Source organism: Ralstonia pickettii (genome assembly GCF_030582395.1).
Lineage (GTDB): Bacteria > Pseudomonadota > Gammaproteobacteria > Burkholderiales > Burkholderiaceae > Ralstonia > Ralstonia pickettii_D.
In genome coordinates, this window is the sequence record NZ_CP104381.1 from 1,170,917 (window position 1) to 1,192,420 (window position 21,504).

At 60.6% G+C, this 21,504-nt stretch carries 19 protein-coding genes, 1 tRNA gene and 2 pseudogenes; 13 read left to right on the plus strand and 9 right to left on the minus strand.

What is annotated here, in order from left to right; translation table 11 throughout:
• Positions 1 to 22: 22 nt before the first annotated feature.
• The gene (locus N5B55_RS05715) at positions 23 to 604 is read right to left on the minus strand and encodes a peptidylprolyl isomerase (RefSeq protein WP_304539457.1); all 582 of its coding nucleotides are present in this window, start codon (positions 602 to 604) and stop codon (positions 23 to 25) included.
• Between the two features lie 52 nt (positions 605 to 656).
• Positions 657 to 1,307: a hypothetical protein gene (locus N5B55_RS05720; RefSeq protein WP_009238451.1), complete on the minus strand. Its 651-nt coding sequence runs from the start codon at positions 1,305 to 1,307 to the stop codon at positions 657 to 659.
• Positions 1,308 to 1,560: 253 nt separating this feature from the next.
• On the opposite strand from N5B55_RS05720, the gene cysS reads away from it, so the two are divergent.
• From cysS to N5B55_RS05760, 8 genes are all read left to right on the plus strand, one after another.
• Positions 1,561 to 2,952, plus strand: a complete 1,392-nt coding sequence (gene cysS, locus N5B55_RS05725; RefSeq protein ID WP_065857581.1) for a cysteine--tRNA ligase — start codon at positions 1,561 to 1,563, stop codon at positions 2,950 to 2,952.
• Positions 2,937 to 3,821: a DNA-3-methyladenine glycosylase family protein gene (locus N5B55_RS05730; RefSeq protein WP_041668053.1), complete on the plus strand. Its 885-nt coding sequence runs from the start codon at positions 2,937 to 2,939 to the stop codon at positions 3,819 to 3,821. Before cysS ends, N5B55_RS05730 begins: the two co-directional genes overlap by 16 nt.
• An 86-nt stretch (positions 3,822 to 3,907) precedes the next feature.
• Positions 3,908 to 4,876 (plus strand): acetyl-CoA carboxylase carboxyltransferase subunit alpha, encoded by a 969-nt coding sequence (locus tag N5B55_RS05735; RefSeq protein WP_012761739.1) that lies wholly within the window; start codon positions 3,908 to 3,910, stop codon positions 4,874 to 4,876.
• Positions 4,845 to 6,263: a tRNA lysidine(34) synthetase TilS gene (gene tilS / locus N5B55_RS05740; RefSeq protein WP_304539458.1), complete on the plus strand. Its 1,419-nt coding sequence runs from the start codon at positions 4,845 to 4,847 to the stop codon at positions 6,261 to 6,263. Before N5B55_RS05735 ends, tilS begins: the two co-directional genes overlap by 32 nt.
• A gap of 96 nt (positions 6,264 to 6,359) precedes the next feature.
• Complete coding sequence (locus tag N5B55_RS05745) at positions 6,360 to 7,610, plus strand: aspartate kinase (RefSeq protein WP_009238446.1); 1,251 nt, start codon at positions 6,360 to 6,362, stop codon at positions 7,608 to 7,610.
• Positions 7,611 to 7,756: 146 nt separating this feature from the next.
• Positions 7,757 to 7,850, plus strand: a tRNA-Ser gene (locus tag N5B55_RS05750).
• Between the two features lie 553 nt (positions 7,851 to 8,403).
• Positions 8,404 to 8,709: a hypothetical protein gene (locus N5B55_RS05755; protein ID WP_304539459.1), complete on the plus strand. Its 306-nt coding sequence runs from the start codon at positions 8,404 to 8,406 to the stop codon at positions 8,707 to 8,709.
• Positions 8,709 to 9,389, plus strand: coding sequence for a hypothetical protein (locus N5B55_RS05760; RefSeq protein WP_304539460.1), 681 nt, complete (start codon positions 8,709 to 8,711; stop codon positions 9,387 to 9,389). Before N5B55_RS05755 ends, N5B55_RS05760 begins: the two co-directional genes overlap by 1 nt.
• On the opposite strand, the gene N5B55_RS05765 is transcribed toward N5B55_RS05760, so the two are convergent.
• The gene (locus tag N5B55_RS05765) at positions 9,390 to 9,704 is read right to left on the minus strand and encodes a helix-turn-helix transcriptional regulator (RefSeq protein WP_304539461.1); all 315 of its coding nucleotides are present in this window, start codon (positions 9,702 to 9,704) and stop codon (positions 9,390 to 9,392) included.
• A 117-nt stretch (positions 9,705 to 9,821) separates the two neighbouring features.
• Here N5B55_RS05765 and N5B55_RS05770 point away from each other — a divergent pair, with 117 nt between their 5' ends.
• Complete coding sequence (locus N5B55_RS05770; RefSeq protein WP_304539462.1) at positions 9,822 to 10,700, plus strand: hypothetical protein; 879 nt, start codon at positions 9,822 to 9,824, stop codon at positions 10,698 to 10,700.
• Positions 10,701 to 10,764: 64 nt separating this feature from the next.
• Complete coding sequence (locus N5B55_RS05775) at positions 10,765 to 11,478, plus strand: hypothetical protein (protein WP_304539463.1); 714 nt, start codon at positions 10,765 to 10,767, stop codon at positions 11,476 to 11,478.
• Between the two features lie 60 nt (positions 11,479 to 11,538).
• On the opposite strand, the gene N5B55_RS05780 is transcribed toward N5B55_RS05775, so the two are convergent.
• Entirely contained in the window at positions 11,539 to 11,742 is a 204-nt protein-coding gene (locus tag N5B55_RS05780) for an SAVED domain-containing protein (RefSeq protein ID WP_304539761.1), read from the minus strand.
• 262 nt (positions 11,743 to 12,004) lie between these two features.
• Here N5B55_RS05780 and istA point away from each other — a divergent pair.
• From istA to N5B55_RS05795, 3 genes and pseudogenes are all read left to right on the plus strand, one after another.
• Positions 12,005 to 12,526 (plus strand): annotated as a pseudogene (istA, locus tag N5B55_RS05785) (IS21 family transposase); the annotation flags it as partial.
• Positions 12,527 to 12,536: 10 nt separating this feature from the next.
• A pseudogene (locus N5B55_RS05790) lies at positions 12,537 to 12,710 on the plus strand (transposase); the annotation flags it as partial.
• A gap of 379 nt (positions 12,711 to 13,089) precedes the next feature.
• A complete protein-coding gene (locus N5B55_RS05795) occupies positions 13,090 to 14,571 on the plus strand; it encodes a sensor histidine kinase (RefSeq protein ID WP_304539464.1) in 1,482 nt (493 codons plus the stop codon).
• A 97-nt stretch (positions 14,572 to 14,668) separates the two neighbouring features.
• Here the strand turns inward: N5B55_RS05795 and N5B55_RS05800 are convergent, their stop codons facing one another.
• The 5 genes from N5B55_RS05800 to N5B55_RS05820 form a co-directional block, all read right to left on the minus strand.
• On the minus strand, positions 14,669 to 15,796 hold the full coding sequence (locus N5B55_RS05800; protein WP_304539762.1) for a hybrid sensor histidine kinase/response regulator: 1,128 nt from the start codon (positions 15,794 to 15,796) through the stop codon (positions 14,669 to 14,671).
• Positions 15,797 to 15,809: 13 nt separating this feature from the next.
• On the minus strand, positions 15,810 to 16,406 hold the full coding sequence (locus N5B55_RS05805) for a chemotaxis protein CheB (protein ID WP_304539763.1): 597 nt from the start codon (positions 16,404 to 16,406) through the stop codon (positions 15,810 to 15,812).
• Positions 16,406 to 17,251 (minus strand): CheR family methyltransferase, encoded by an 846-nt coding sequence (locus N5B55_RS05810; protein ID WP_304539465.1) that lies wholly within the window; start codon positions 17,249 to 17,251, stop codon positions 16,406 to 16,408. Before N5B55_RS05810 ends, N5B55_RS05805 begins: the two co-directional genes overlap by 1 nt.
• A 9-nt stretch (positions 17,252 to 17,260) precedes the next feature.
• Entirely contained in the window at positions 17,261 to 20,740 is a 3,480-nt protein-coding gene (locus N5B55_RS05815) for a response regulator (protein ID WP_304539466.1), read from the minus strand.
• A gap of 216 nt (positions 20,741 to 20,956) precedes the next feature.
• Positions 20,957 to 21,283: a hypothetical protein gene (locus N5B55_RS05820; protein ID WP_304539467.1), complete on the minus strand. Its 327-nt coding sequence runs from the start codon at positions 21,281 to 21,283 to the stop codon at positions 20,957 to 20,959.
• Between the last annotated feature and the right edge of the window lie 221 nt (positions 21,284 to 21,504).

Consider the following 21,504-nt stretch of genomic DNA (forward strand, 5'->3'; position numbering starts at 1 on the left):
CCTTGGGTGGGGCAAAAATGCGTTACTTGGAGACAACGGTGGCCGATTCAATCACGATCGGCTTCACAGGCACATTCTGGTGCGGGAATTTGGTGGTGGTTTCCACCGCCTTGATCTTGTCGATGGTATCGGTGCCCTCGACGACCTTGCCGAAGACGGTATAGCCGTAACCGTCCTGACCAGGGTAGTTCAGCATGTTGTTGTCGACCACGTTCACATAGAACTGCGCCGTCGCCGAGTTCGGGTCCATGGTGCGTGCCATGGCGATCGTGTACTTGTCGTTCTTCAGGCCGTTCTTCGATTCGATTTCGACCGGCGGGCGGGTGTCCTTCTGCTTCATGTCAGGCGTGAAGCCGCCGCCTTGGATCATGAAGCCGTCCATCACCCGGTGAAAGATCGTGCCCTTGTAGAAGCCGTCTTTCACGTATTGCAGGAAGTTGGCGACCGTCTTCGGTGCCTTGTCCGGGTACACCTCCACGGTGAAGTTACCCATCGAGGTCTTGAATTGGACGCGCGGCGCGGACGCGGTGGCTGCCGTGGCTGCGGTGGCGGTTACGGCCAGTGCACACAAGAGCCCGGCAAAGAGGGAGCGAATACGGAGCATGGTCAGGAAGAGAAAGCTTGTGGGTGGGAAAGCAGGATCGGGCCGCGTCTTCTTATTGACGCTTTGCCGGCTTGGCGCTCACGCCGCTGGCTGCGGGCAGCGTGGTCGAGGCGGGTTTGGAAGCCGGGTGCACGCCCGGCAGATCGGGCAGGGCATCCAGACGTGCGCGCGCGGCAGCATTCTTGGGGTTCAGTTTGAGCGCACTTTGGTACGACTGTGCGGCCAGGCGAACGTAGACATCGCCAAGGTTGGATTGCGCCAATGCATTTTCAGGCGCCACCCGGTTCGCCATGAGGAGGCTGTCGCGGGCGCGAAGCAGTTCACCGCGCTCGGCGTACAACGCGGCCAGGTTGATATAGGGTTCGGGCAGTTCCGGGAAGTCCTGCGTCATCTGGCTGAAGGCGACGATGGCATCGTCAGCGCGGCCCAGGCCGGCAAGTGCCACGCCGCGCTGAAAGCGTGCCTGCGCGTTACGCGGCTGAGAAGCGACGTCCTTGTCCAGCTCGGCCAGTGCCTCGGTGTATTGCTTCTTGGCCAACGCATCGTCGATGCGTTTCTGGCGCGCGACCTGCGGCGCCTGCTGCGTGCTGGGCATCAAGTCGGCCGGCAAGGCAAAGCCGGCGGTCTGGGCGAAGGCCGGTGCCGCGGACATCGCAAGCAGGCTAGCCAGGGTTGCAGCGGTCTGACGCAGCAGTCTGTTCATGAGAATCGGTTCCGTTATACTCCGCCGCATTCTAACAAACCGTCTTTGTGCGCAGCAGCGGCCGTGCGCGCCAGGAAAGGTTCTTGACGGGGAGCATGCCGGGCACACAGGCAGGCCGCCCCGTCGGCGCAGTTCCGGTAAGATATGCCGCTAGTTTTTCAGGCGCCTCGCCGGCGCCGATTGCCTCCAATTTGGTCCGCCCGCAACGTTGTACCTCGCATGCGCGGCGCGCTGAGTCTCCCGACACCGCTTCATGGAATCACTCAAGATCTACAACACGCTCGCGCGTGAGAAACAGACGTTCGTCCCCATCGAGCCAGGCCGCGTGCGCATGTACGTGTGCGGGATGACGGTGTACGACTACTGTCACGTCGGGCATGCGCGGGTCATGGTGGTGTTCGACATGGTGCAGCGTTGGCTGCGCGCGGCAGGTTACGACGTCACCTACGTGCGCAACATCACCGACATCGATGACAAGATCATCAAGCGTGCGGTCGAGAACGGCGAGACGATGAGTGCGCTGACGGGCCGCTTTATCGCTGCCATGCACGAAGACGCCGATGCGCTTGGCGTGCAGCGCCCCGATCACGAACCCCGCGCCACCGAATACGTGCCGCAGATGCTGGGCATGATCGGCAAGCTGCAGGCGAACGGCCTCGCCTATCAGGCGACCGACGGCGACGTGAACTACGCGGTGCGCAAATTCCCCGGTTACGGCAAGCTGTCCGGCAAGTCGCTCGAAGACCTGCGCGCCGGCGAGCGCGTGGCGGCCAATGATGCCAAGCAGGACCCGCTCGACTTCGTGCTGTGGAAATCCGCCAAGGCCGAGGAACCTGCAGAATCGCGCTGGGCTTCGCCGTGGGGCGAGGGGCGTCCAGGCTGGCATATCGAGTGCTCGGCGATGAGTTGCGAACTGCTGGGCGAACATTTCGATCTGCACGGCGGTGGCGCAGACTTGCAGTTCCCACACCATGAAAACGAAATCGCCCAGTCCGAAGGCGCGACCGGCAAGACGTTCGTCAACACGTGGATGCACAACGGCTTCGTCCGCGTGAACGACGAGAAGATGTCGAAATCGCTCGGCAACTTCTTTACCATCCGCGATGTGCTGAAGGTGTACGACGCAGAGGTCGTGCGTTTCTTCATCCTTCGCTCGCACTATCGCAGCGACCTGAATTACAGCGACGCGCATCTCGACGACGCGCGCCATGCGCTTACGCGTTTGTACACGGCGCTCAAGGACGTGCCAGCCGCAGCGGGCGCCAAGCCTGACTGGAACGAGTCGCATGGCAAGCGCTTCCTGGAAGCGATGAACGACGACTTCAATACGCCGGTTGCCGTGTCGGTGCTGTTTGAGCTGGCGAGCGAAGTGAACAAGACGCGCTCGCCCGAGCTGGCTAGTCAACTGGCCGCGCTGGCGGGAGTGCTGGGCCTGCTGGGCCGCGATCCGCATGCGTTCCTGCAGGGCGGTGTGTCGCCCGATGGCTTGGACGCCGCCGAAGTGGAAGCGCGTATCGAAGAGCGCCGCGCCGCCAAAGCCGCACGCGATTTCGCCCGTGCCGATGCGATCCGTGCCGATCTGCTCGCTGCAGGGATTGTTCTGGAAGACAAACCGGGTGGGGTGACCGAATGGAGACGCGCATGAACGCGGTGGCCAAGAAAGCCAACGTAGTGCGCAGCACCGTCGCCAAGAAAGCGCCGGCGGTGAAGGCCCCGGCTGCCAAGAAAGGGGTGGCGAAGAAAGTAGACGGCGTAGCGAGCAAGACGGTTGCCGCCAAGGGCGTGCCGGTAAAGGTTGCCAAGGCTCCGGCTAAACGCGTGCCTGCGAGCAAGGTGCCGCTGCCGGAAACGCTTCCCACCAGCGAGGCGCTGCCCGTGCCGGCGGAAGTGGTGCTCTCGGGCCCGCCGGAGTACTGGCAAGAGGCTTGCGCAGACTTGATGAAGCGCGACCGCATCCTGCGCAAGATCATCCCGACCTACGGGCCGGCTCACTTGGCTTCGCGTGGCGACCCGTTCGTCACCCTCGCACGCTCGATTGTGGGTCAGCAGATTTCGGTCAAGGCTGCGCAATCGGTGTGGGAGCGCGTCGTGGCTGTGTGCCCCAAGCTGGTGCCCGCCCAGTTCCTGCGCGCCGGTCAAGAGAGGCTGGCGGGTTGCGGTTTGTCCAAGCGCAAGGCCGAGTACATCCTTGACCTTGCCGATCACTTCCGCAACGGCACCGTGCATGTCGCTAAGTGGGCGGAAATGGAAGATGAGGATGTGATTGCCGAGCTGACGCAGATCCGCGGCATCGGCCGATGGACGGCAGAAATGTTCCTCATGTTCAATCTGATGCGCCCGAATGTGCTGCCGCTGGACGACATCGGGCTCATCAACGCGATTTCACAAAATTATTTCAGTGGCGAACCCGTCACTCGCAGCGAAGCGCGCGAAGTGGCCGCCAACTGGGAACCGTGGCGCACCGTGGCCACTTGGTATATGTGGCGCAGCCTAGACACGGCGACCACCTATTGATCTGTTCATTTCGATGAAACGGAGCGCGTCGCCGGGCGGTCAAATTCCGGTAGAATGCGCGCCTTCAAGAGCCTTTCAGAAGATCCATGAAAACAACCTTCCTGGAGTTCGAGCAGCCGATCGCAGAACTTGAGGCGAAGATCGAAGAACTTCGCTTCGTACAAGACGATTCCGCTGTCGACATTTCTGAAGAAATTTCCCGCCTGGCTTCCAAGAGCCAGCAGCTCACCAAAGATCTGTACGCCAACCTGACGCCATGGCAGGTCGCGCAGATCGCCCGGCACCCGCAGCGTCCGTACACGCTCGATTACGTCCGCGAAATCTTTACCGACTTCCACGAATTGCACGGCGACCGTACCTTCGCGGACGACCTGTCGATCGTAGGCGGCTTGGCGCGCTTCAACGGTCAGCCCTGCATGGTGATCGGTCACCAGAAGGGCCGCGACACGAAGGAGCGCGCGCTGCGCAACTTCGGTATGTCCAAGCCCGAGGGCTACCGCAAGGCCAAGCGCCTGATGGAGCTGGCAGACAAGTTCGGTCTGCCGATCTTCACGTTTGTCGATACACCGGGCGCGTTCCCGGGCATTGACGCGGAAGAGCGCGGACAATCCGAAGCCATCGGTCACAACCTGTTTGTGATGGCCGGTTTGAAGGTGCCCCTGATTGCCACCATCATCGGTGAAGGCGGTTCGGGCGGCGCGCTGGCCATTGCCATGGGCGATTCCGTGATCATGCTGCAGTTCGCCACCTACGCCGTGATCTCGCCGGAAGGCTGCGCGTCGATCCTGTGGAAGACCGCAGAGAAGGCGCCGGAAGCCGCCGAGGCATTGGGCCTGACCGCGCATCGCCTGAAGGCACTTGGCCTGATCGACAAGATCGTCAACGAGCCGCTGGGCGGCGCTCACCGTGATCCGAAGGGCATGGCAACGATGCTCAAGCGCGCGCTGGCGGAATCGCTGCGCCAGTTCCAGGGCATGAAGACGTCGGAACTCCAGGCGCGCCGTCACGAACGCCTGATGGCTTATGGCAAGTTCAAGGAAACCGACGGTCGCTGATTCGTCGGCTGATCTCGTCAACAAGGTCGCACAACGCGTTGCCGCGTGTGCGGCCTTTGTTGCTTCTGGCGGGGCCGAGACGCCGATAGTGGCGATTGCCCTGTCAGGCGGGCGGGATTCTGCGGCGCTGCTGCACGCGTGTGCGGCGTGGCGGGCTGCGGGCGCACGCGTGCAGCTCGTTGCGCTGCATATCCATCACGGCCTGCAGCCCGATGCCGATGTCTGGGAATGTGCCTGCCGGGGCATGGCGGAGTCGGCTGGCGTTGCGTTCCATGCGCGTCGCGTCCATGTCGCGACCGATGCGGGGCAGGGCGTAGAGGAGGCTGCGCGCGAAGCGAGGTATGCGGCGCTCCACGCGCTCTGCGTAGAGACGGGCGCCTCCATCCTGCTGACGGCGCACCATCAGGATGACCAAGCTGAAACGGTGCTGCTGCAATTGATGCGCGGCGCCGGTCTCGATGGCCTGGCCGCCATGCCGATGGCTCGGGTGGGCGCTGTGACAGTGTTGCGTCCATGGATCGACGCACCGCGTAGCGAAATTGAGCTGTACGCACACACCCACGCACTCAGTTGGATCGACGACCCGTCCAACGCCGATGCGCGCTACGCGCGGAACGCGTTGCGTCCGCTGCTGACGGGCATGGCGGATCATTTCCCGGCGTATCGCGAAGCGCTGTCCCGCAGCGCCGCGCACTTGGCGGATGCCGCCGCGTTAATCGAAGAGATTGCGCGAGCCGATTTGAGGCAGATCGCCTCTGCGGATGGCTTGGACGCGGCGGCGCTGATGGCGCTGTCCGTGCCACGCCAGCGTGCGGTGCTGCGTACCTGGTTGGCCGATGCGGGAATGCGCGCGCTGTCAACGCGTCGGCTTGAAGACCTGCGTACGCAACTGGTTGACGCGCGAAGCGATGGCGCGCTGTGCGTCGAATTGCCTGCGGGGCAGGTTAGGCGTTACCGCGGCGTTGTGCGGATCGAAGCTGGTGCCAACGACGCATCGGAGCCGATCGCGGTCGCCATTCGGTCAACCCAGTTCGAACCAGCGCATCGAGTCGAGCAACGCGTGAATGTCGCCGCATGGGGCGGGACGCTGCTTTTTGCGCCCGTGGACAGAGATGGCGTGGCGGCGCAAGCGTTGCAAGCGCCGCTGTCGCTGGCACCCCGCCGTGGCGGCGAACGCATTGTGTTGCGCGCCGGCGCACCGTCTCGCGCGCTCAAGCAGGCTTACCAGGAGGCTGGCATTCCGGCCTGGGAGCGCCAGCGGTTGCCGCTGCTCTATGCGGGCGAAACGCTCGTGTTTGCGGCGGGTCTGGGAATGAATCAAGTGGTCACGCACGACGGCGCTGGCTGGCGGATCACATGGTCAGCGAGCGCGGAAGGTGCCTCCTGACACACATCGTCGCCGGCGAATTGCTTGCCGATCGGCGCAAATTGCTGTATTTTCAAAAGCTTTTGCACCGCTTCGGCTCCTCCTGATCTTTCCAAGATGGCTCTCATCGTTCACAAGTACGGTGGCACCTCGATGGGTTCGGTTGAACGCATCAAGAATGTCGCCAAGCGCGTTGCCAAGTGGCACCGTGCAGGTCACCAGATCGTGGTCGTTCCATCGGCCATGTCCGGTGAAACCAACCGCCTGCTGGGTATGGCCAAAGAGATTTCGGCCCAACCCGACCCGCGTGAACTCGACATGATTGCCTCGACCGGCGAGCAGGTGAGCGTCGGCCTGCTGGCCATTGCTCTGCATGCAGAAGGTATCGATGCCCGCAGCTACACCGGCTGGCAAGTCCCGGTGAAGACCGATTCCGCCTACACCAAGGCGCGCATCCAGTCGATCGATGACGAGCGCGTGCGCGCTGATCTCGATGCCGGACGCGTTGTCGTCATCACGGGGTTCCAGGGCATCGACAGCGAAGGCCATATCACGACGCTGGGCCGTGGTGGTTCGGATACCTCGGCCGTGGCGGTTGCCGCTGCGCTCGAAGCCGAGGAGTGCCTGATCTACACCGACGTGGATGGCGTTTATACGACCGATCCGCGCGTGGTGGACGACGCGCGTCGCCTGGACAAGATCACCTTCGAAGAGATGCTGGAAATGGCCAGCCTTGGCTCGAAGGTGCTGCAGATTCGCTCGGTGGAGTTTGCCGGCAAGTACCGCGTGAAGACCCGCGTGCTGTCGTCGCTGACCGACCCGCTGATGCCGCTCGACGTTGAGATGAACTCGGGCACGCTGATTACTTTTGAGGAAGATTCGAACATGGAAGCCGCCGCCATTTCCGGCATCGCCTTTGCCCGCGACGAAGCCAAGATCACCGTGATCGGTGTCCCGGACAAGCCCGGCATCGCCTATCAGATCCTGGGCCCGGTTGCCGACGCCAACATCGACGTCGACATGATCATCCAGAACCAGTCGGTGGAAGGGAAGACGGACTTCACCTTCACCGTGCCGCGAGGCGAATACCAGCGCGCCCTGGCGATCCTGAACGATAGCGTGAAGGCGCATATCGGCGCGGCCAGCGTGTCGGGCGATCCGAAGGTGTCGAAGGTGTCGGTGGTGGGCGTGGGCATGCGCTCGCACGTAGGCATCGCCAGCAAGATGTTCCGCACGTTGTCGGAAGAGGGGATCAACATCCAGATGATCTCCACCTCGGAAATCAAGATCTCGGTGCTGATCGATGAGAAGTACATGGAGCTGGCCGTGCGCGCACTCCACAAGGCGTTCGAGCTGGACCAGGCGTAATCGGCTGATCGGCCGGATGGCCGGGGTGGCGACCCCGAGAGCCCCAGATTCTCGCCGCGTGTCATGCAGTTGTCGTTGACCGGGTGGGGTGAAGTGGCTAGAATACGCGCTTCGTTGCACGGGCTCCTTCGTGCGACGCGAGTTTGGGAGACGTGGCCGAGAGGTCGAAGGCACTCCCCTGCTAAGGGAGCATCCGGGCCAAAACCTGGATCGAGGGTTCGAATCCCTCCGTCTCCGCCAGAAATGGCGGGAAAACCCCGTAGAGTCGCGGCTCTACGGGGTTTTGTTTTTTCCGACTATCAAATCGGCTATCAAAGCATATCTTCCTTGCGGGGCGCCCTCGGGGACGTTTTGAGCGCACTTCCCGTCTCTACCCGCTAACCCCATCCTTTTCTTTCAAGCGGCTCGTGGGCAGTTTCTGCCCCTCCTAGCAGCTTTCCGGCAGGGCATGCGGCCGCCCCTCTGTGGGGCAGTCCGGCCGTCAATCAAATTTGCACCAAAACAGTGAATTTCAAGTTGCCCGATCCCCTCGGGTGCTGGTTTCTCGGACCGATTTCATGTTAATCTGGGCACAAATATGCTATTTGCATGTGTTTTAATGGCTTATTTTGCCTAAGTGTGCGAGATTTTTAGGTGATTCTATCGTCATCCTTACTGGCGTGACCTGACCGTCCTCCCGCAGCTTCCTGTGGCGTTCGCCGCGTCTTCTTCCCGATTTTCCCCCAGGCTTGCCGTTCGCCGATCCGAACTCCTTCGGAGGCACAAACTCGCCTGGCCTTTTTGGAGCGTTGTCATGAGTGAGTCTGCCGCTGTCCCGTCGTCTGTGCCGCTGTTTGCCCTCGGGCACGTCGTCGCCACGCCCGGCGCCCTAGATTTGCTCGACCGCACCGGCATCAATGCATCCGCATTGCTGCATCGCCATCGACAGGGTGATTGGGGCACGGTCTGTGCAGAAGATGCGCAATCCAATATCGAAGCAGTTCTAGTGCGCGCCCGCATTTTCTCCGCATACGAGCTGGGGTCTCGGTGCGAACGGTTGTGGATTATTACTGAAGCTGATCGGCGCGTGACAACGCTGCTGCTGCCAACGGAGTACTGATGGAGCGCACCGTGCAAAAACTCCATCCTGCGCTCGCCGCTGGTCAGCGCTTGACCCTGAGCGGCAGCAGTACCCCAGCGTTTTCGTTTCAGGGCTCCTGGGACGGTGGCTGCGCCCTGCACGCCGCTGCAATGGCTTTGGCGATGCTGGGGCTTCTGACGCGCCCCTTGTATATGTCGCAATCTCGGAACTGGGCGGAGGCCATGTTCTGGAAGCGGGCCCAGCCTTACTACCTCGACGGCATTACTTTGGATGAACTGGCGATCGTAATCTGGGAGTTGAATTGGGGCCTGCGGCCGGTGCTCTTCGAGGGGGCGCATACCCAAGTCTTCCAGTTCTGCGAGCAGGAAATCTTGCGCGGCTGGCCGGTGGTCGTGAGTTGGCGGGAATTGCGTCGTTCGCAACTGCACGCGGTGCTCGTGGTCGGCATCGAAGGGCAGCAGAGCGGAAGGGCATTCACGCCCCCCACGCTGCTGGCGCTAGATTCCGCCGCCGCCGAACCGTCGCTGGCGACATACAATGCTCGCCTGACCTACAGGGCACCAGGCAAGGGAACCGGCAAGCGTAGCGCACACGCACAGTATGTGGCGGCGCATGGGCGGCACACCATCGAACTCGTGGGGGCGCTGTCATTCCGCCCCACCGCAACGGCCCTGACCCGAGCCAAGAAGCCGCCGTAGCTACCCCCGCGTTTTGCGCTCGCTCACTGGCACGTGGATATTTGAGCGGCGCTCTCCCGTGGGTTTAAGGGCAATTGTCAGCGGCTCGAACAACCGCGACAACGTGATGCCCATGCAATAGCACAGGTTAGCCAGCGTCTCGACCGACGGATTGGCAACGCCGCGCTCGATCGCGCTGACGTAGGAACGGTCAATCAGGGCTTCGTGAGCGAGCTGTTCCTGCGTGAACTCCGCCTCAACACGACACACCTTCACCCGCTTGCCAATGGCGGTGGAAATGGGATTGCGCTTGTCTTTGGCGGCTCTGGGTTTCATGCCGCAAAGCATGCCTTTCTGACGACTAATTCACCACTTTGTATACACGTCACAATGACTTGTTTACGCTACACTGCATCCCGCCACTCTGCGGCGGGGGCGCGGGGAGGAAACACCATGAAGAACCACGAACTCTGCAAAATCGATGTCGCGAACCGGGTTAGTTTGCTGCCTTTGGCCGGCACCGGAACGCTGGAGCAAGTTGCTGGCCGCACCGCTGTATGCGTGGTCGGTGTGGGGGCTACTGGAATTCGATTGCTGCATGTCTTCCGCGCACATGAAGCCAAAGAGAGCGAAACGTTCCTTGCAATCGGAGCAACAGCGGAGAACGCGTCCTCCGACCCCGACGCTCGGGAGTTTGGTGGCGCTGCGCTTGTGGTCATGCTTGCCAACACAAACGATGCGGGGGTGCTGCGGGATATGGAAGCCATGGGCCGTCGCGCGTCGTCGGCGGGGGCACTGGTATTCGCGGTGCTCGCGCAGCCGGCAGCATCGGGGGCGATGGCAAGGAATGCAGCATCGGCTATGGCCGGCTACGTGGATGGTGTCATTTTCGTACCGGCGGCACCTCATGCGTCCCTTCTTCGGCACGTCTTGGATGCGTATACCGCGGTGTGTACGCAAGGGGATGCCAGCCATCCCTGCCGAGCCCCTATCGGAACGGATTTTCTCGACTTGAGCGCCTCATTCACCGGAACAGGTCAAGCATCTGTTGGTGTCGGGCAAGCAACGGGCGCCGCTCGCTCGGATCGGGCTAGCCGAGCCGTGGACCAAGCCATCGCGAGCATCGGCACTGCGCAGCTCGCGGCCGCCGCCGGCGTGCTGATCCTGCTGATCGGTGGTCGCTCACTACGGCTGCACGAAATCGCCGACACGACATACGCGGTTCACGCGGTCACCGCTCGCGGCGCGGCTCAAGTGCTCGCGGTGCAGAACGACGAGCGGTTGGGCGATGCACTGCGCGTCACCGTCATCGCCGCCGAGCCAAGCAACTAATACCACCCAACAAACCACCCTGGGGCAACGTCCGTCCCTACGATCAAACGAGGAAACAGCCACCATGCAATGCTTCCAATACTCCGCAATTCGTCGTGTCAGTAACCCGCTCGTTCTAGCGCTGCTCACTGCGCTGGCTGCGTGCTCGCCGCATTCATCGCAGCAGGAAACTAAGGCCGCCTCAGCCCCCGCGACAGCGAGCGTACCCGCTGCTGAACCCGTGCCCGCATCTAGCGCATCCGTGCGAAAGGAATCCCCAGAAGCGGGGGAGGACCGTCAGGACCCAGAAAAGTCCGCTCAAGCCGAAAAGCCCGAAGCTGGGCAAGGCCGTGGCCCGCGCGTCAAGGGCGTCCGCATCGGCGACTCGATGACGCAAGCGCGTAGCGCAGTCGCCGTGCTCGTGAACGAGCTCCCGCCAAATGAGCACTGCAAGATCACGGATGACATCATGAGCTATGAGGGGGACAGTGCTTTCGGTATCCGTTGCGGCACGTTAGACCAGGCGTGGTTCATTTTCAAAAGTGGTCGACTGCTCCGTTTCCAGTTCAGTCCGTATCTTGTCTCTAAAGTCTTCGGCTCGATGCCCTTCAAGGAGTTCGCGCAGACGTTCATTGATGCGTATCACATCCCTCGACTGGACCCGATGGCTAACATGGGCGGTCAGTACCTCGGATACAAGGATGACGCGCAGGGCTGGCTAGTCGCCGTCTATCCGAACAACTCTTTCGCTGTGGAGACGGCGCAGACGGGCGCGCAACGGGCAAAAAGCTTCAACTGATTGAGGTTCCCATTTACGGACGCGGCCGGCACGGAAGATGCCGGCCGATCTTATCCGCTGTCAGAGAGGCAACGACAGGGGCGGCTTGTACCTGCCACCATTTATTCCCTCGAAGTCGTACTCATACAGCGTAGCGTTGCCGAGCCCGGTCTGTCGGTGCCCCAAGAAGAATGTAAGCGCGTTCGGGGCCGCGATAAAAAGATGCCGTGACAGCTTATTCCCGACGTGACTTCGCTTGATCTGCAGGGCTGGCGCTTTTGCCAGATCGAACGCGTGCTAACCACAAACGACGGAACGTGCACTGGCACCACAATTCGGGCGGGCAACCAACAACGAGTTAATCTGCGGTAGCGAAGACGCGCGGTGTGCCTTGAATGCGGGAACGACATCGTGTGCGAGGCATACAGCGATGGCTATATCGCCCTCGGACTCGATCAACGTCTCCCTGTTAGCGCCGATGTAAAACTGACCCACCCGCCGAAGTAAACCTGACCCACCTGAGAGAGGATGGCGGCTTTTGCCGCCGATGCTGACTCAGGAGCAAGCAGTGGAAATCAAGGTATTGGCAAGACGGGGGACGGCGGTACGGGAGATAGCGTGGCAAACGGGCCTATCGCGCAACACGGTGCGGCGCTATCTGCGCGATGCGCAGGCCGGCCGTTACAAGCAGCGCGAGCCACGCCCGACGAAGCTCGACCCATTCAAGGGCTATCTGCTCGAACGTGTGGCGGCCGCGCGGCCGCACTGGATTCCGGCGACGGTGCTACTGCGGGAACTGCAGGAGGCCGGCTACGAAGGCGGCGTCAGCCAGCTCAAGGCATTCCTGGCACCGCATAAGCGTGTGGCAGCCGAGCCGGTGGTGCGCTTCGAGACCCCTCCGGGCAAGCAGATGCAGGCCGACTTCACCGTCATCCGCCGTGGTCGCGCACCACTGCTGGCGCTGGTGGCGACGCTGGGATACAGCCGCGCGAGTTTCGTGCGCTTCACCGCCGGCGAGGACGCCACGACGTTGTGCGAGTGCCTGCGCGAAGCGTTCGTGTACTTCGGCCACCATCATCAGTGAGCGCAATGGCTCGAGCATCAAGACGGTCCTGTCCGAGGGCGGCCCGCTCCGCGTCGAGGTTCCGCGCGACCCTGACGGCAGCTTCGAGCCGCTACTCATTCCCAAGCACGAACGGCGCTTCAACGGCTTCGGCGACAAGATTGTCGCCATGAATGCCTGCGGCGTATCCCGTCTCCCAGTTGACGGCCTTCGCGTCCGGCGCACGGCGCGACGATCCGAAGGGCGATGCGCAAGATGGCGCAGCCTATGACTGGACAGCGAAATAGAAGCGATTGCAACGTTTTCCGCGCACAAAGCCCACGCTGGGGAACGGTAGATACCGCCTCGGCCCGAGCGGCGTCTCTGCCGGGCTCCTAGAGCGGCGCCGACGTCTTGGAAACTACGACGTCCTCGGATTCTGTATATTAACGTACGTTAAAGAATGAGGCTGCCGCAGGATTCTTGCCGCAGCACGCTGCGGTAGTGGCCTTTTTTCACGTAGTTTTCAGCCGCGTGCGTCCTATAATGGGACCGGACCGTCTCCTACGTGGGCCTCCCACTCTCCGCGCATGCCCGAACCGTATGAGTTTTTAGAGAGCTTCCGTCACTCCTATATCGTACTTGACGATGCCCACCGCATTGTGTTCGCCAATGCGGCAGCCCGCGCCTTCCTAAAGCCGGAGCCTACAAACATGCCGCTGGCGCTCGCATGGAGCGATGCGTTGGATCGCCATCAAAGCGACAGGCTACAGACCGTGGTCGACGAAGTAGTGGCCTCGGGCATGCCACAAAGCGCCGCCTTCTCGGGCACAGATTGGCGGGTGGAGTTGCTTCGTCTTCGGCAGGAGGGGGCTTCCTCAGAGCGTCTTCTTAGACTCAGCCCCGTCACATTGCTTACCGACGTGCCGCCAAGCATTTCTTTGCTGGAGACTGAAGCGATTCTTCTTCAGTTGGCGGTGGACGCGGCTGAAATTGGCACATTCTATTGTCCCATGCCGCTCCATGCGATCTATTGGAACCGCAAGTGCAAGGAGCATTTCTGGCTGCCAGCTGACGCCACCGTCGATTTCGACCTTTTTTATGCCCGTTTGCATCCAGACGACCGCGAACGCACTCGAGCAGCGGTAGAGGCAGCGGTCTATGATGCGCAGCTCTACGACATCGAATATCGGACGGTTTCACCCCAGGGGGAGGTACGTTGGATACGTGCGAAGGGGAAGACGCGCTACAGTGCGGGCGGGGAACCGCTGCAATTCGATGGCATCACCATCGATATTTCTCATCAAAAAAGCGTCGAACGAGAACGCGACCAACTCCTGGAAGAGGAGCGCGCCCGGCGAGAACTTGCCCAGTCCGAGAGTTCGCTCAAAGATATGCTGATTGCCACGGTCTCGCATGAACTTCGCACACCCTTGAATGCCACTAAAGCCTGGGTCGAGGTTCTAAAAAGCAGGGTAGGGGATCCGGCGGGGGTAAAAAAATGTATCGAGATGCTGGAGCGGGGGATCGAAGCACAAACGCGCCTAGTGAATGACCTCCTCGATATAAACCGCGTCACGAGCGACAAACTTTTTGTGGAAAGGGCGCCTCTGCAGATCGAGCTGCTGGTCGATGCGGAGGTGCAAAGTTGGCGGCCTATGGCCGAGAGCAGGCAAGTCGAACTGCGTTTCTGTCCAGCCGATGGGGGGTGGATTTCAGGGGACGCGGATCGCATTCGTCAAGTTCTCGCCAATCTGCTCAGCAATGCTTTGCGATTCACCCCTCCTGGCGGGCATGTTGAAGTTCGTCTAGAACGTGAGGCCGAGAACATTCGGGTTGTCGTTGCAGACAACGGGAAAGGCATTCCGCATGAGTCATTGGAAGCGATTTTTCTCCCTTTTGCGCAGTTGAATGCATCTCGTGGCACTGAGCATGGGGGGCTTGGGCTCGGTCTCGCGATTGCTCGCAAACTCGCCCTCCTGCACGGAGGCACATTAACTGCGGAAAGTGCGGGCGAAGGACACGGCGCCATTTTCATTCTGACGTTCCCCTTATGCTTCGTTAAGCAATAGTTTGCGCCCGACGTTTACAACCTTCCTCGACGCTCGGTACACGTGCGTCCCGGTGTCGGAAACATGCCGCGCTCCACTGCGCAGCCACAAGCATTCTCTACGCCAAGTGCTTTGCGCTTTCGCGCCGAGCCGGGGTTGATCGAGGCAGGCGGATGGTAAAGCGAGTGCCTAGGCGTTCCGACGATTCAACGTTGATGTCCCCGCCATGAAGACCCACTAACCTTCGGGTGATATACAAACCGAGGCCCAGCCCTTCGGAGCGCTCAGTGGCATGTCCCGAGCGATACGCGTCGAACACATGCGGCAGCAACTCCTCCGGAATGACGCCTTCGTTGTGCACCAGAATCTCGATATGCGCGGCGTGCGATCCGTCCACGACGACGCTCACCGGCTCTGAAGGGTCGCCGTGCTTGATGGCATTGCCGACGAGATTCGACAGGACCTGAGACATCAGCCCGCTATCGAATGTCGCACGTGTATCTCCCCGCGTCTGCACCTTTATGCGTTGCTCTCGCGCGTGTCCTTGGACCTCGTCAGCGATCGCGTTGCACACCTCCAAAGCATCGGCCTGTCGCAATTCCAGCTGAATCTGGCCGCCATGAATACGGGCCATGTGGAGCAATTGGTCGACCATGCGTGCCATGCGCTTACCGCTGCGCAGAATACGATCTGCCGCTTCGCAAACCTTCTGTTCGTTCGACGGAAAACGCTCAATATAGACCGCTGACATGTTGATTGCAGACAGCGGTGTCCTTAAATCGTGAGCCAAGACTGCCATCAGCATTTCGTTGGCTTGCAGCAGCTCGCGCATGCGTTCGACTTGTTCGGCCAACTGCCTCTTGTGCTGGGCCAACTGGACAAACACGTCGACCTTGGCCGAGAGGATGGCCGGGTCAATCGGCTTGTAGAGAAAGTCCACCGCGCCGACCTGATACCCCTGAAAGTTTCGGTGTGCGTCGTGTCCAGCGGCCGTGAGGAACAGAACCGGGATATGACTCGTCCGGGCGCTACCTCGCATAAGCTCGGCCAGCTCGAACCCGTCCATTTCCGGCATATTGACATCAAGAATTGCCAAGCCGAAATCATGCTCAAGCAGCGCCTCCAGCGCAGATCGACCCGACTCCGCGTGCACAATTTCGACCTCTGGGCGACGCAGCAACGCCTCCAATGCGGTGCGGTTGCTCTCGATGTCGTCGACGATGAGTATTTTTATAGGGCCTTGCATAGGGTTCATAAGGTCAGCAAAAATGTGCTAAACACGCGCTCATCTGGTCCAGGGTCAGGACCGTAGCGGCCGCTCCAATGGAGATTGCGGCGTGCGGCATCGTCGGGGCCTCTGCGGTCGCCGGCTCTTGTACCCACGTGCTTCCGCCTGCAGCACGGATAGCAAGAAGACCCTGTGCGCCGTCATCGTTCGCTCCCGTCAGTACGATGCCGAGGAGACGCTTTCCGTAGGCGTAGGCCGCCGACTCGAACAGCACGTCGATGGACGGCCTTGAGAAGCGAACTGGTGGATCGATCGACATTGCGAAGTGCACCGACCGACTATCCGCGCTATCGCGCTCCACGAGCAGATGGTAGTCGGCAGGGGCGATATACACGCGTCCACTTTCCACTGGCATCTTGTCTTCCGCCTCGGCGACGGGAAGGTCGCACCGTTGGGCAAACAAACCTGGCAGCAAGCTGGGGAACGTCGGAGCAAGGTGCTGCACTGCGATCAAAGCCGGTATGAAGCCTGCAGGCAGTCCCGCCAACAGATATCCAAGCGCTTCAACGCCTCCCGCTGAAGCCCCCACCACGACAGCGCTGACAGGGCAACGCGACTCCGCTCTCATCATCGTCTTCTGTACAAGCGATCCTTGGAGTTGATGGTCTCGAAGGCGTCGGCGTGGAGGTTGAACTGGAGACTCTCTTTGCTTCCGAGCCCCAAGAATCCGTGCCAGACAAGCGAGTCTTTGAACAGACCGATTGCCCGGTCCTGAAGCGGGCGATCGAAATAAATCAGCACGTTCCTGCATGAGACCATATGAACTTCCGAGAAGACACCGTCGGTTGCCAGGCTATGGTCAGCAAACATGGATTGCCCGATCAGGGTGGCATCGAATTTCGCCGCTCCATATGCCACGTGAAAATAATGCGAGAGCGAGTGTTTTCCTCCGGCAGCCAGATATTGAGCACTGTATCCGTTCAAGCGCTCGACATCGTAGATGCCCGCGCGAGCGGTGGCTAATGCCTCGGCGTTAATGTCGGTTGCGTAGAAGAGCGTGCGGTCGCTCAAGCCCTCTTCGGCAAAGAGGATGGCAAGGGACCACAGCTCTTCGCCGGTGCTGCATCCCGGAACCCACACCTTCAACGACGGATAGGTCCGCAATACCGGAACGACCTCCTCACGCAACGCGCGATAGTAGCTCGGGTCCCGGAACATCTCGCTGACCTGCACGGTCAAGTATTTGAACAATGCATTGAACTGGGATGGATCGCGAAGCACTTTGCTTTGGAGCAGCGAGAGGTTTTCAACGCCCAAGTCTTGGAGCGCTTGCTTGAGCCGACGCCTCAGGGATGCTCGCGAATAGTGCCGGAAGTCGTGCTGATATTTGTGATAGATGGCCTCAAGCAAGAGCTCCAGCTCAAGCGCGAAATTGTCGTCGACGACATCGGCGGGTAGATCAATTGCGTGCATGATGGACTGTCACCGGCGGGAGAGCCAGACCCGGCACAGGGATAGCAGACGATCAACGTCGATCGGTTTGGCCACATAGTCGTTTGCACCTGCTTGCAGACAGGCTTCCCGATCCGAACTCATCGCCTTCGCCGTGAGCGCAATGATCGGTATCTGTGCGCCATTACTTAAGGCGCGCAGCTGTTGCATCGCTTCCAGGCCGTCCATCTCGGGCATCATGATGTCCATCAGAACCAAATCGATGTTACCTAGTTGCTGAAAGCGCTGGACGGCTTCGCGACCATTTCTGGCGATCTCTACGGTAGCGCCGAGCGGCTCAAGAATTTTTGTCAACGCAAATATGTTCCGCGCGTCGTCTTCGGCGAGCAGGATGGTTCGCCCGTCCATCACGTTGTCGCGCTGCCATACGGAGCGAAGCATGCGTTGATGGGTCGCCGGCAATGCTGCATCGACGCTATGCAGAAACAACGTCACTTCATCGAGGAGGCGCTCCGGCGAGCGCGCGCCCTTGACGATGATGGATTTGGAATAACGACGAAGTCGTTGCTCGTCCACAGGACTCAATTGGCGGCCCGTATAAACAATGACCGGGGGCATCGGATAGTGGTCTGCCGAAGCCATTTGCTCCAAGAGCTCGTGCCCGGTCCCGTCGGACAGCAGCAGGTCCATCACCACACAGTCGTAATGGGTCGCTTCCAATGCCCCCAGGGCTGATTGCACGCCATTGACGGTGGTGATCTCCGCGCCCAATGGCGCCAGCAAATCACGAATACTTTGCCGCAAGCGCTCGTCGTCCTCGACGACCAGTACGCGCTGTGGTGCGGCGCTCACGCGAGTCTCCAGCATGGTGATGGCCTGAGCGAGAGCATCCCGCGCGCTCGGCTTAAGCGTGTATCCCACGGCACCCAGATGCAGCGCTGCCTCCGAATGATCGGCGACCGAAACCATGTGGGCGGGTATGTGTCGGGTTACTGCATCGTGTTTGAGCCAGTCCAGCAATGTCAGGCCGGAATGGTCCGGAAGCGCGACGTCGAGCAAAATCCCGCAGGGCTGATGTTCACGGGCCAACGCAAGGCCTTGTTGCGCTGAGGTGGCATGGATGCAATCGAAATCGAGTTCGTGTGCAAGGTCGTACAGGATGCGGGCAAAGCTGAGATCGTCCTCCACGACCAGAATCAACCTCTTACCCCGCGTGCGCCCGTTCCTGTCATCTTCAAGGGGTTCAATCGTGCGCGCATGCTCAGTTGCTACCGCACGCGAGGGCGCCTGCGCAGCTGTCCGGGGCGCCACCGGCACATTCGTGTCGTCCGCCACCTGTGACAGAGCCGCCAACTCGCTGTTTACACGCTCATATCGGACGGGGATCTGCAGCGTGAACGTTGTCCCTCTACCCGTTTCGCTTTGTACGCTGAGCTGCCCCTGAAGCAGGTGGGCCAGTTCCCGCGAAATGGACAGGCCAAGGCCCGTGCCGCCAAACCGGCGGTTCGTGGTCGCATCGGCTTGTTGAAATGCTTCGAAGATCAGGTCCTGCTTTTCCGGCGCGATGCCAATGCCGGTATCGCACACCTCAAAGGCGATCTTGCCTGGGCCAACCGGCGCCACGCGCAGGACAACGCTGCCTTGCTCTGTGAACTTGAATGCGTTCGACAGCAAGTTGCGTAAGACCTGTTGCAAGCGCGAGCCATCCGTTTCAATGACGGAGGGCACGTCCGGGGCTGTTTCGATGCTGAAAGCCAATTTGCGGTGCTCGGCGACCGGCGCAAAAATCCGATGGACTTCTTCGGTCAATGCGCTTAACTCGACGGGCTCAGGCACCAGCGTCACCTGACCTGCTTCAATCTTCGCCAGGTCGAGAATATCGTTGATCAGATTCAGCAAATCCGTGTTCGCAGCGTGGATGGTCGACGCATAACGGATCTCGTCCTCCGACAGATTGCCTTCTCGATTGTCCTGCAGCAGTTTGGCCAGAATGAGTGCGCTGTTAAGCGGCGTGCGCAACTCGTGCGACATGTTTGCAAGGAACTGGGACTTGTACTGGCTTGCGCGCTCCAGCGTGCGGGCGTTCTCTTCGAGGCGGCGGTGGGCCTCGACCAAATCCTGGCGCTGCGACTCCAACCTTTCGGTATGGTGCTCAAGTCGAGCATTTGCTTGTTCAAGTTCTGTCTGCTGAATCTCCAGTCGAGACTGGGATTCCATCAGGGCCTGGGTGCGCTCTTCGAGTTCTTCGTTCGAGACGCGCAGCTCCTCCTGCTGAACCTGCAATTCTTCGTTCAAGCGCTGCGCCTGTTCCAACGCCTGCTGCAACCGTTCGCGATATTGCCCGCCCTTGATAAACCCGCCCACGCTGGTGGCGATCTCCTCCAGGAAGGTCTGAACGCGTTGATCGACCGGCGTCATGAATCCCAACTCCAGCACGCCATTGCGTTTGCCTTCGGTTTGTGTCGGAATCGCGAGAATCTCGGCCGGCTGGCCGCGACCCAGCGCCGATGTCACCCTCAGGTAGTGATCGGGCAGGGGCGCCAATTTGAGTGTCTGTCCTTCGAGGATGGCTCGACCAGGAATCCCCTCGCCCCGGGTGAACCCGTTGCTTTTCCATGGTGCGTCATGCGCCAACCCGTAGGTGCCTGCCACCGTTAGCTTGTCCCCGTCGTCCAGGACATACAGCGCACCAACGACCACGTCGACGTGGCGGGAGAGAAACGCCAATACGGTGTTAGAGAGCTCCGCATGGGTGTAGCGCCCGACAACTTCAGAGGCCAATTCGATTTGTCGATCACGCTTCCATGCTTGCTCCGTGAGCGCGCGCGCCTGCTCAGCCTGCTGGGCGAGGGCGGCTTCGTACGAACCCGAGAGCGAGGAAAGCTCGCGTCGGCCAAACCACGCCAACGCGCCGGTCAGTACCAACATGCAGATCGGAAACGCGGTGATCGTGACCGTGGTCAAGGCATGGGCAGCATCCGAGCGCTCCTTGCGAAGACGATATTCGGTGTCCAGGAACGTCAGGAGTTCGCGCTGCGTAGTCTCGGAAATCTGCCGCCCCCTCTCGAGTTTAGGCAGGTCGCGCGCGTCTGAGTGTGAAGCGCGCAAAGCGATCAGCGACTCCGCCACACCGGTCCAACTTTCCTGAAGCGCGATGATCTTGTTGATTCGCTCCACCTGGGCGGGATTGTCGGCCACCAGCTTTTTCAGAGCTGCGGCTTGTGTAGCCAGCGTCGAGCTGCTCAGAGTGTACGGCTCAAGAAAGCGGTCTTCGCCGCTCAGCAAATATCGCTGCAGCCCACCCTCACGTTGAGAGGTCAACTTGGCCAGCTCGTTACCGCCAGCAATGACGCGCTCGGTGTGTTCCACCCAATTCATGGCGTCGAGCAGGTACAGCAGCAATGCAATGAACACCCCAACGCTGAGAAGGCCAACCCCTAGGGGGAGAACAACGTTGCGCCGCAGTATCGAACTGAAACGTTTGCTGTCAATGGGCTGGTGGACTGTCATGAAGAAAGAAAAAAAAGGGGCAAGGAGGGCTTGAAGAACACCACTGGGGGCGCCCTTAAGCAAATTTGGGGCCAATGTCCGACGGCTTGTACTTATTAGGCGGAGGGCGCCTGTCAAACTGGTTATGTAGGCAAAATTTTCAACGAAAGGTCCGGAATGTACGTTGGTGTGTCGCCACCGCTGGGACGACTGGGGGGGGGAAATTTGACCGTCGATTTAGCGGCCAGACAAGACGGTGAAGCACTGCGGGCGCAGCTCAGGACGGCAGGAAGGCTCTGCAATCCGCAGGTGATAGCCGTGCTCGCGCATGCAGCGAATCTCGTTGTAGGCTGTGAGTGCCTCACGCGCTCGAGGTTTTTCTCCTACGCGGGGGTCCAGCTGACGCGCTGCATCTGCCGCGTCCGCAGCGCGAGCATGACACGCCAGAAAAATGTTGTTACGGGTCGCGATCTGTTGCTCGTACCACAACCCTGCGCCAAGAAGGGCCAGGAGCAGGATGAGCAGGGCGATGATGATCGCTTTGCGGTGTTCTTCGAATTTCATCACGCCTCCTGGGCGAATGTTTTCCTAAGGAAACCGTAAGGTTCTTTGCCCGCGCTTTCCTTAATCCTCTCAATGCAGCGCCAGTCGTGCCGTTTATTGAGCCAGCCGTTTGTTCGGAAAACCCAATGACCGCCGACGCACCCCTGATGCCCGCACCGATACCTCCCACGGTGCAGTGGCTGATCGACGCCGCGGTCGATGTCACGATGAACCAGGCCGCT

Excerpts from the sequence above, each read along its gene's own strand:
- N5B55_RS05770 (WP_304539462.1), top strand. The coding sequence starts at position 9,822 with ATGAAGAACCACGAACTCTGCAAAATCGATGTCGCGAACCGGGTTAGT.
- N5B55_RS05820 (WP_304539467.1), bottom strand. The coding sequence starts at position 21,283 with ATGAAATTCGAAGAACACCGCAAAGCGATCATCATCGCCCTGCTCATC.
- N5B55_RS05765 (WP_304539461.1), bottom strand. The coding sequence starts at position 9,704 with ATGAAACCCAGAGCCGCCAAAGACAAGCGCAATCCCATTTCCACCGCC.
- N5B55_RS05800 (WP_304539762.1), bottom strand. The coding sequence starts at position 15,796 with ATGCAAGGCCCTATAAAAATACTCATCGTCGACGACATCGAGAGCAAC.
- tilS (WP_304539458.1), top strand. The coding sequence starts at position 4,845 with ATGGCAAGTTCAAGGAAACCGACGGTCGCTGATTCGTCGGCTGATCTC.
- N5B55_RS05745 (WP_009238446.1), top strand. The coding sequence starts at position 6,360 with ATGGCTCTCATCGTTCACAAGTACGGTGGCACCTCGATGGGTTCGGTT.
- N5B55_RS05805 (WP_304539763.1), bottom strand. The coding sequence starts at position 16,406 with ATGAGAGCGGAGTCGCGTTGCCCTGTCAGCGCTGTCGTGGTGGGGGCT.
- N5B55_RS05795 (WP_304539464.1), top strand. The coding sequence starts at position 13,090 with ATGCCCGAACCGTATGAGTTTTTAGAGAGCTTCCGTCACTCCTATATC.
- N5B55_RS05810 (WP_304539465.1), bottom strand. The coding sequence starts at position 17,251 with ATGCACGCAATTGATCTACCCGCCGATGTCGTCGACGACAATTTCGCG.
- N5B55_RS05760 (WP_304539460.1), top strand. The coding sequence starts at position 8,709 with ATGGAGCGCACCGTGCAAAAACTCCATCCTGCGCTCGCCGCTGGTCAG.
- N5B55_RS05755 (WP_304539459.1), top strand. The coding sequence starts at position 8,404 with ATGAGTGAGTCTGCCGCTGTCCCGTCGTCTGTGCCGCTGTTTGCCCTC.
- N5B55_RS05720 (WP_009238451.1), bottom strand. The coding sequence starts at position 1,307 with ATGAACAGACTGCTGCGTCAGACCGCTGCAACCCTGGCTAGCCTGCTT.
- N5B55_RS05735 (WP_012761739.1), top strand. The coding sequence starts at position 3,908 with ATGAAAACAACCTTCCTGGAGTTCGAGCAGCCGATCGCAGAACTTGAG.
- N5B55_RS05775 (WP_304539463.1), top strand. The coding sequence starts at position 10,765 with ATGCAATGCTTCCAATACTCCGCAATTCGTCGTGTCAGTAACCCGCTC.
- N5B55_RS05730 (WP_041668053.1), top strand. The coding sequence starts at position 2,937 with ATGGAGACGCGCATGAACGCGGTGGCCAAGAAAGCCAACGTAGTGCGC.
- N5B55_RS05715 (WP_304539457.1), bottom strand. The coding sequence starts at position 604 with ATGCTCCGTATTCGCTCCCTCTTTGCCGGGCTCTTGTGTGCACTGGCC.
- cysS (WP_065857581.1), top strand. The coding sequence starts at position 1,561 with ATGGAATCACTCAAGATCTACAACACGCTCGCGCGTGAGAAACAGACG.
- N5B55_RS05815 (WP_304539466.1), bottom strand. The coding sequence starts at position 20,740 with ATGACAGTCCACCAGCCCATTGACAGCAAACGTTTCAGTTCGATACTG.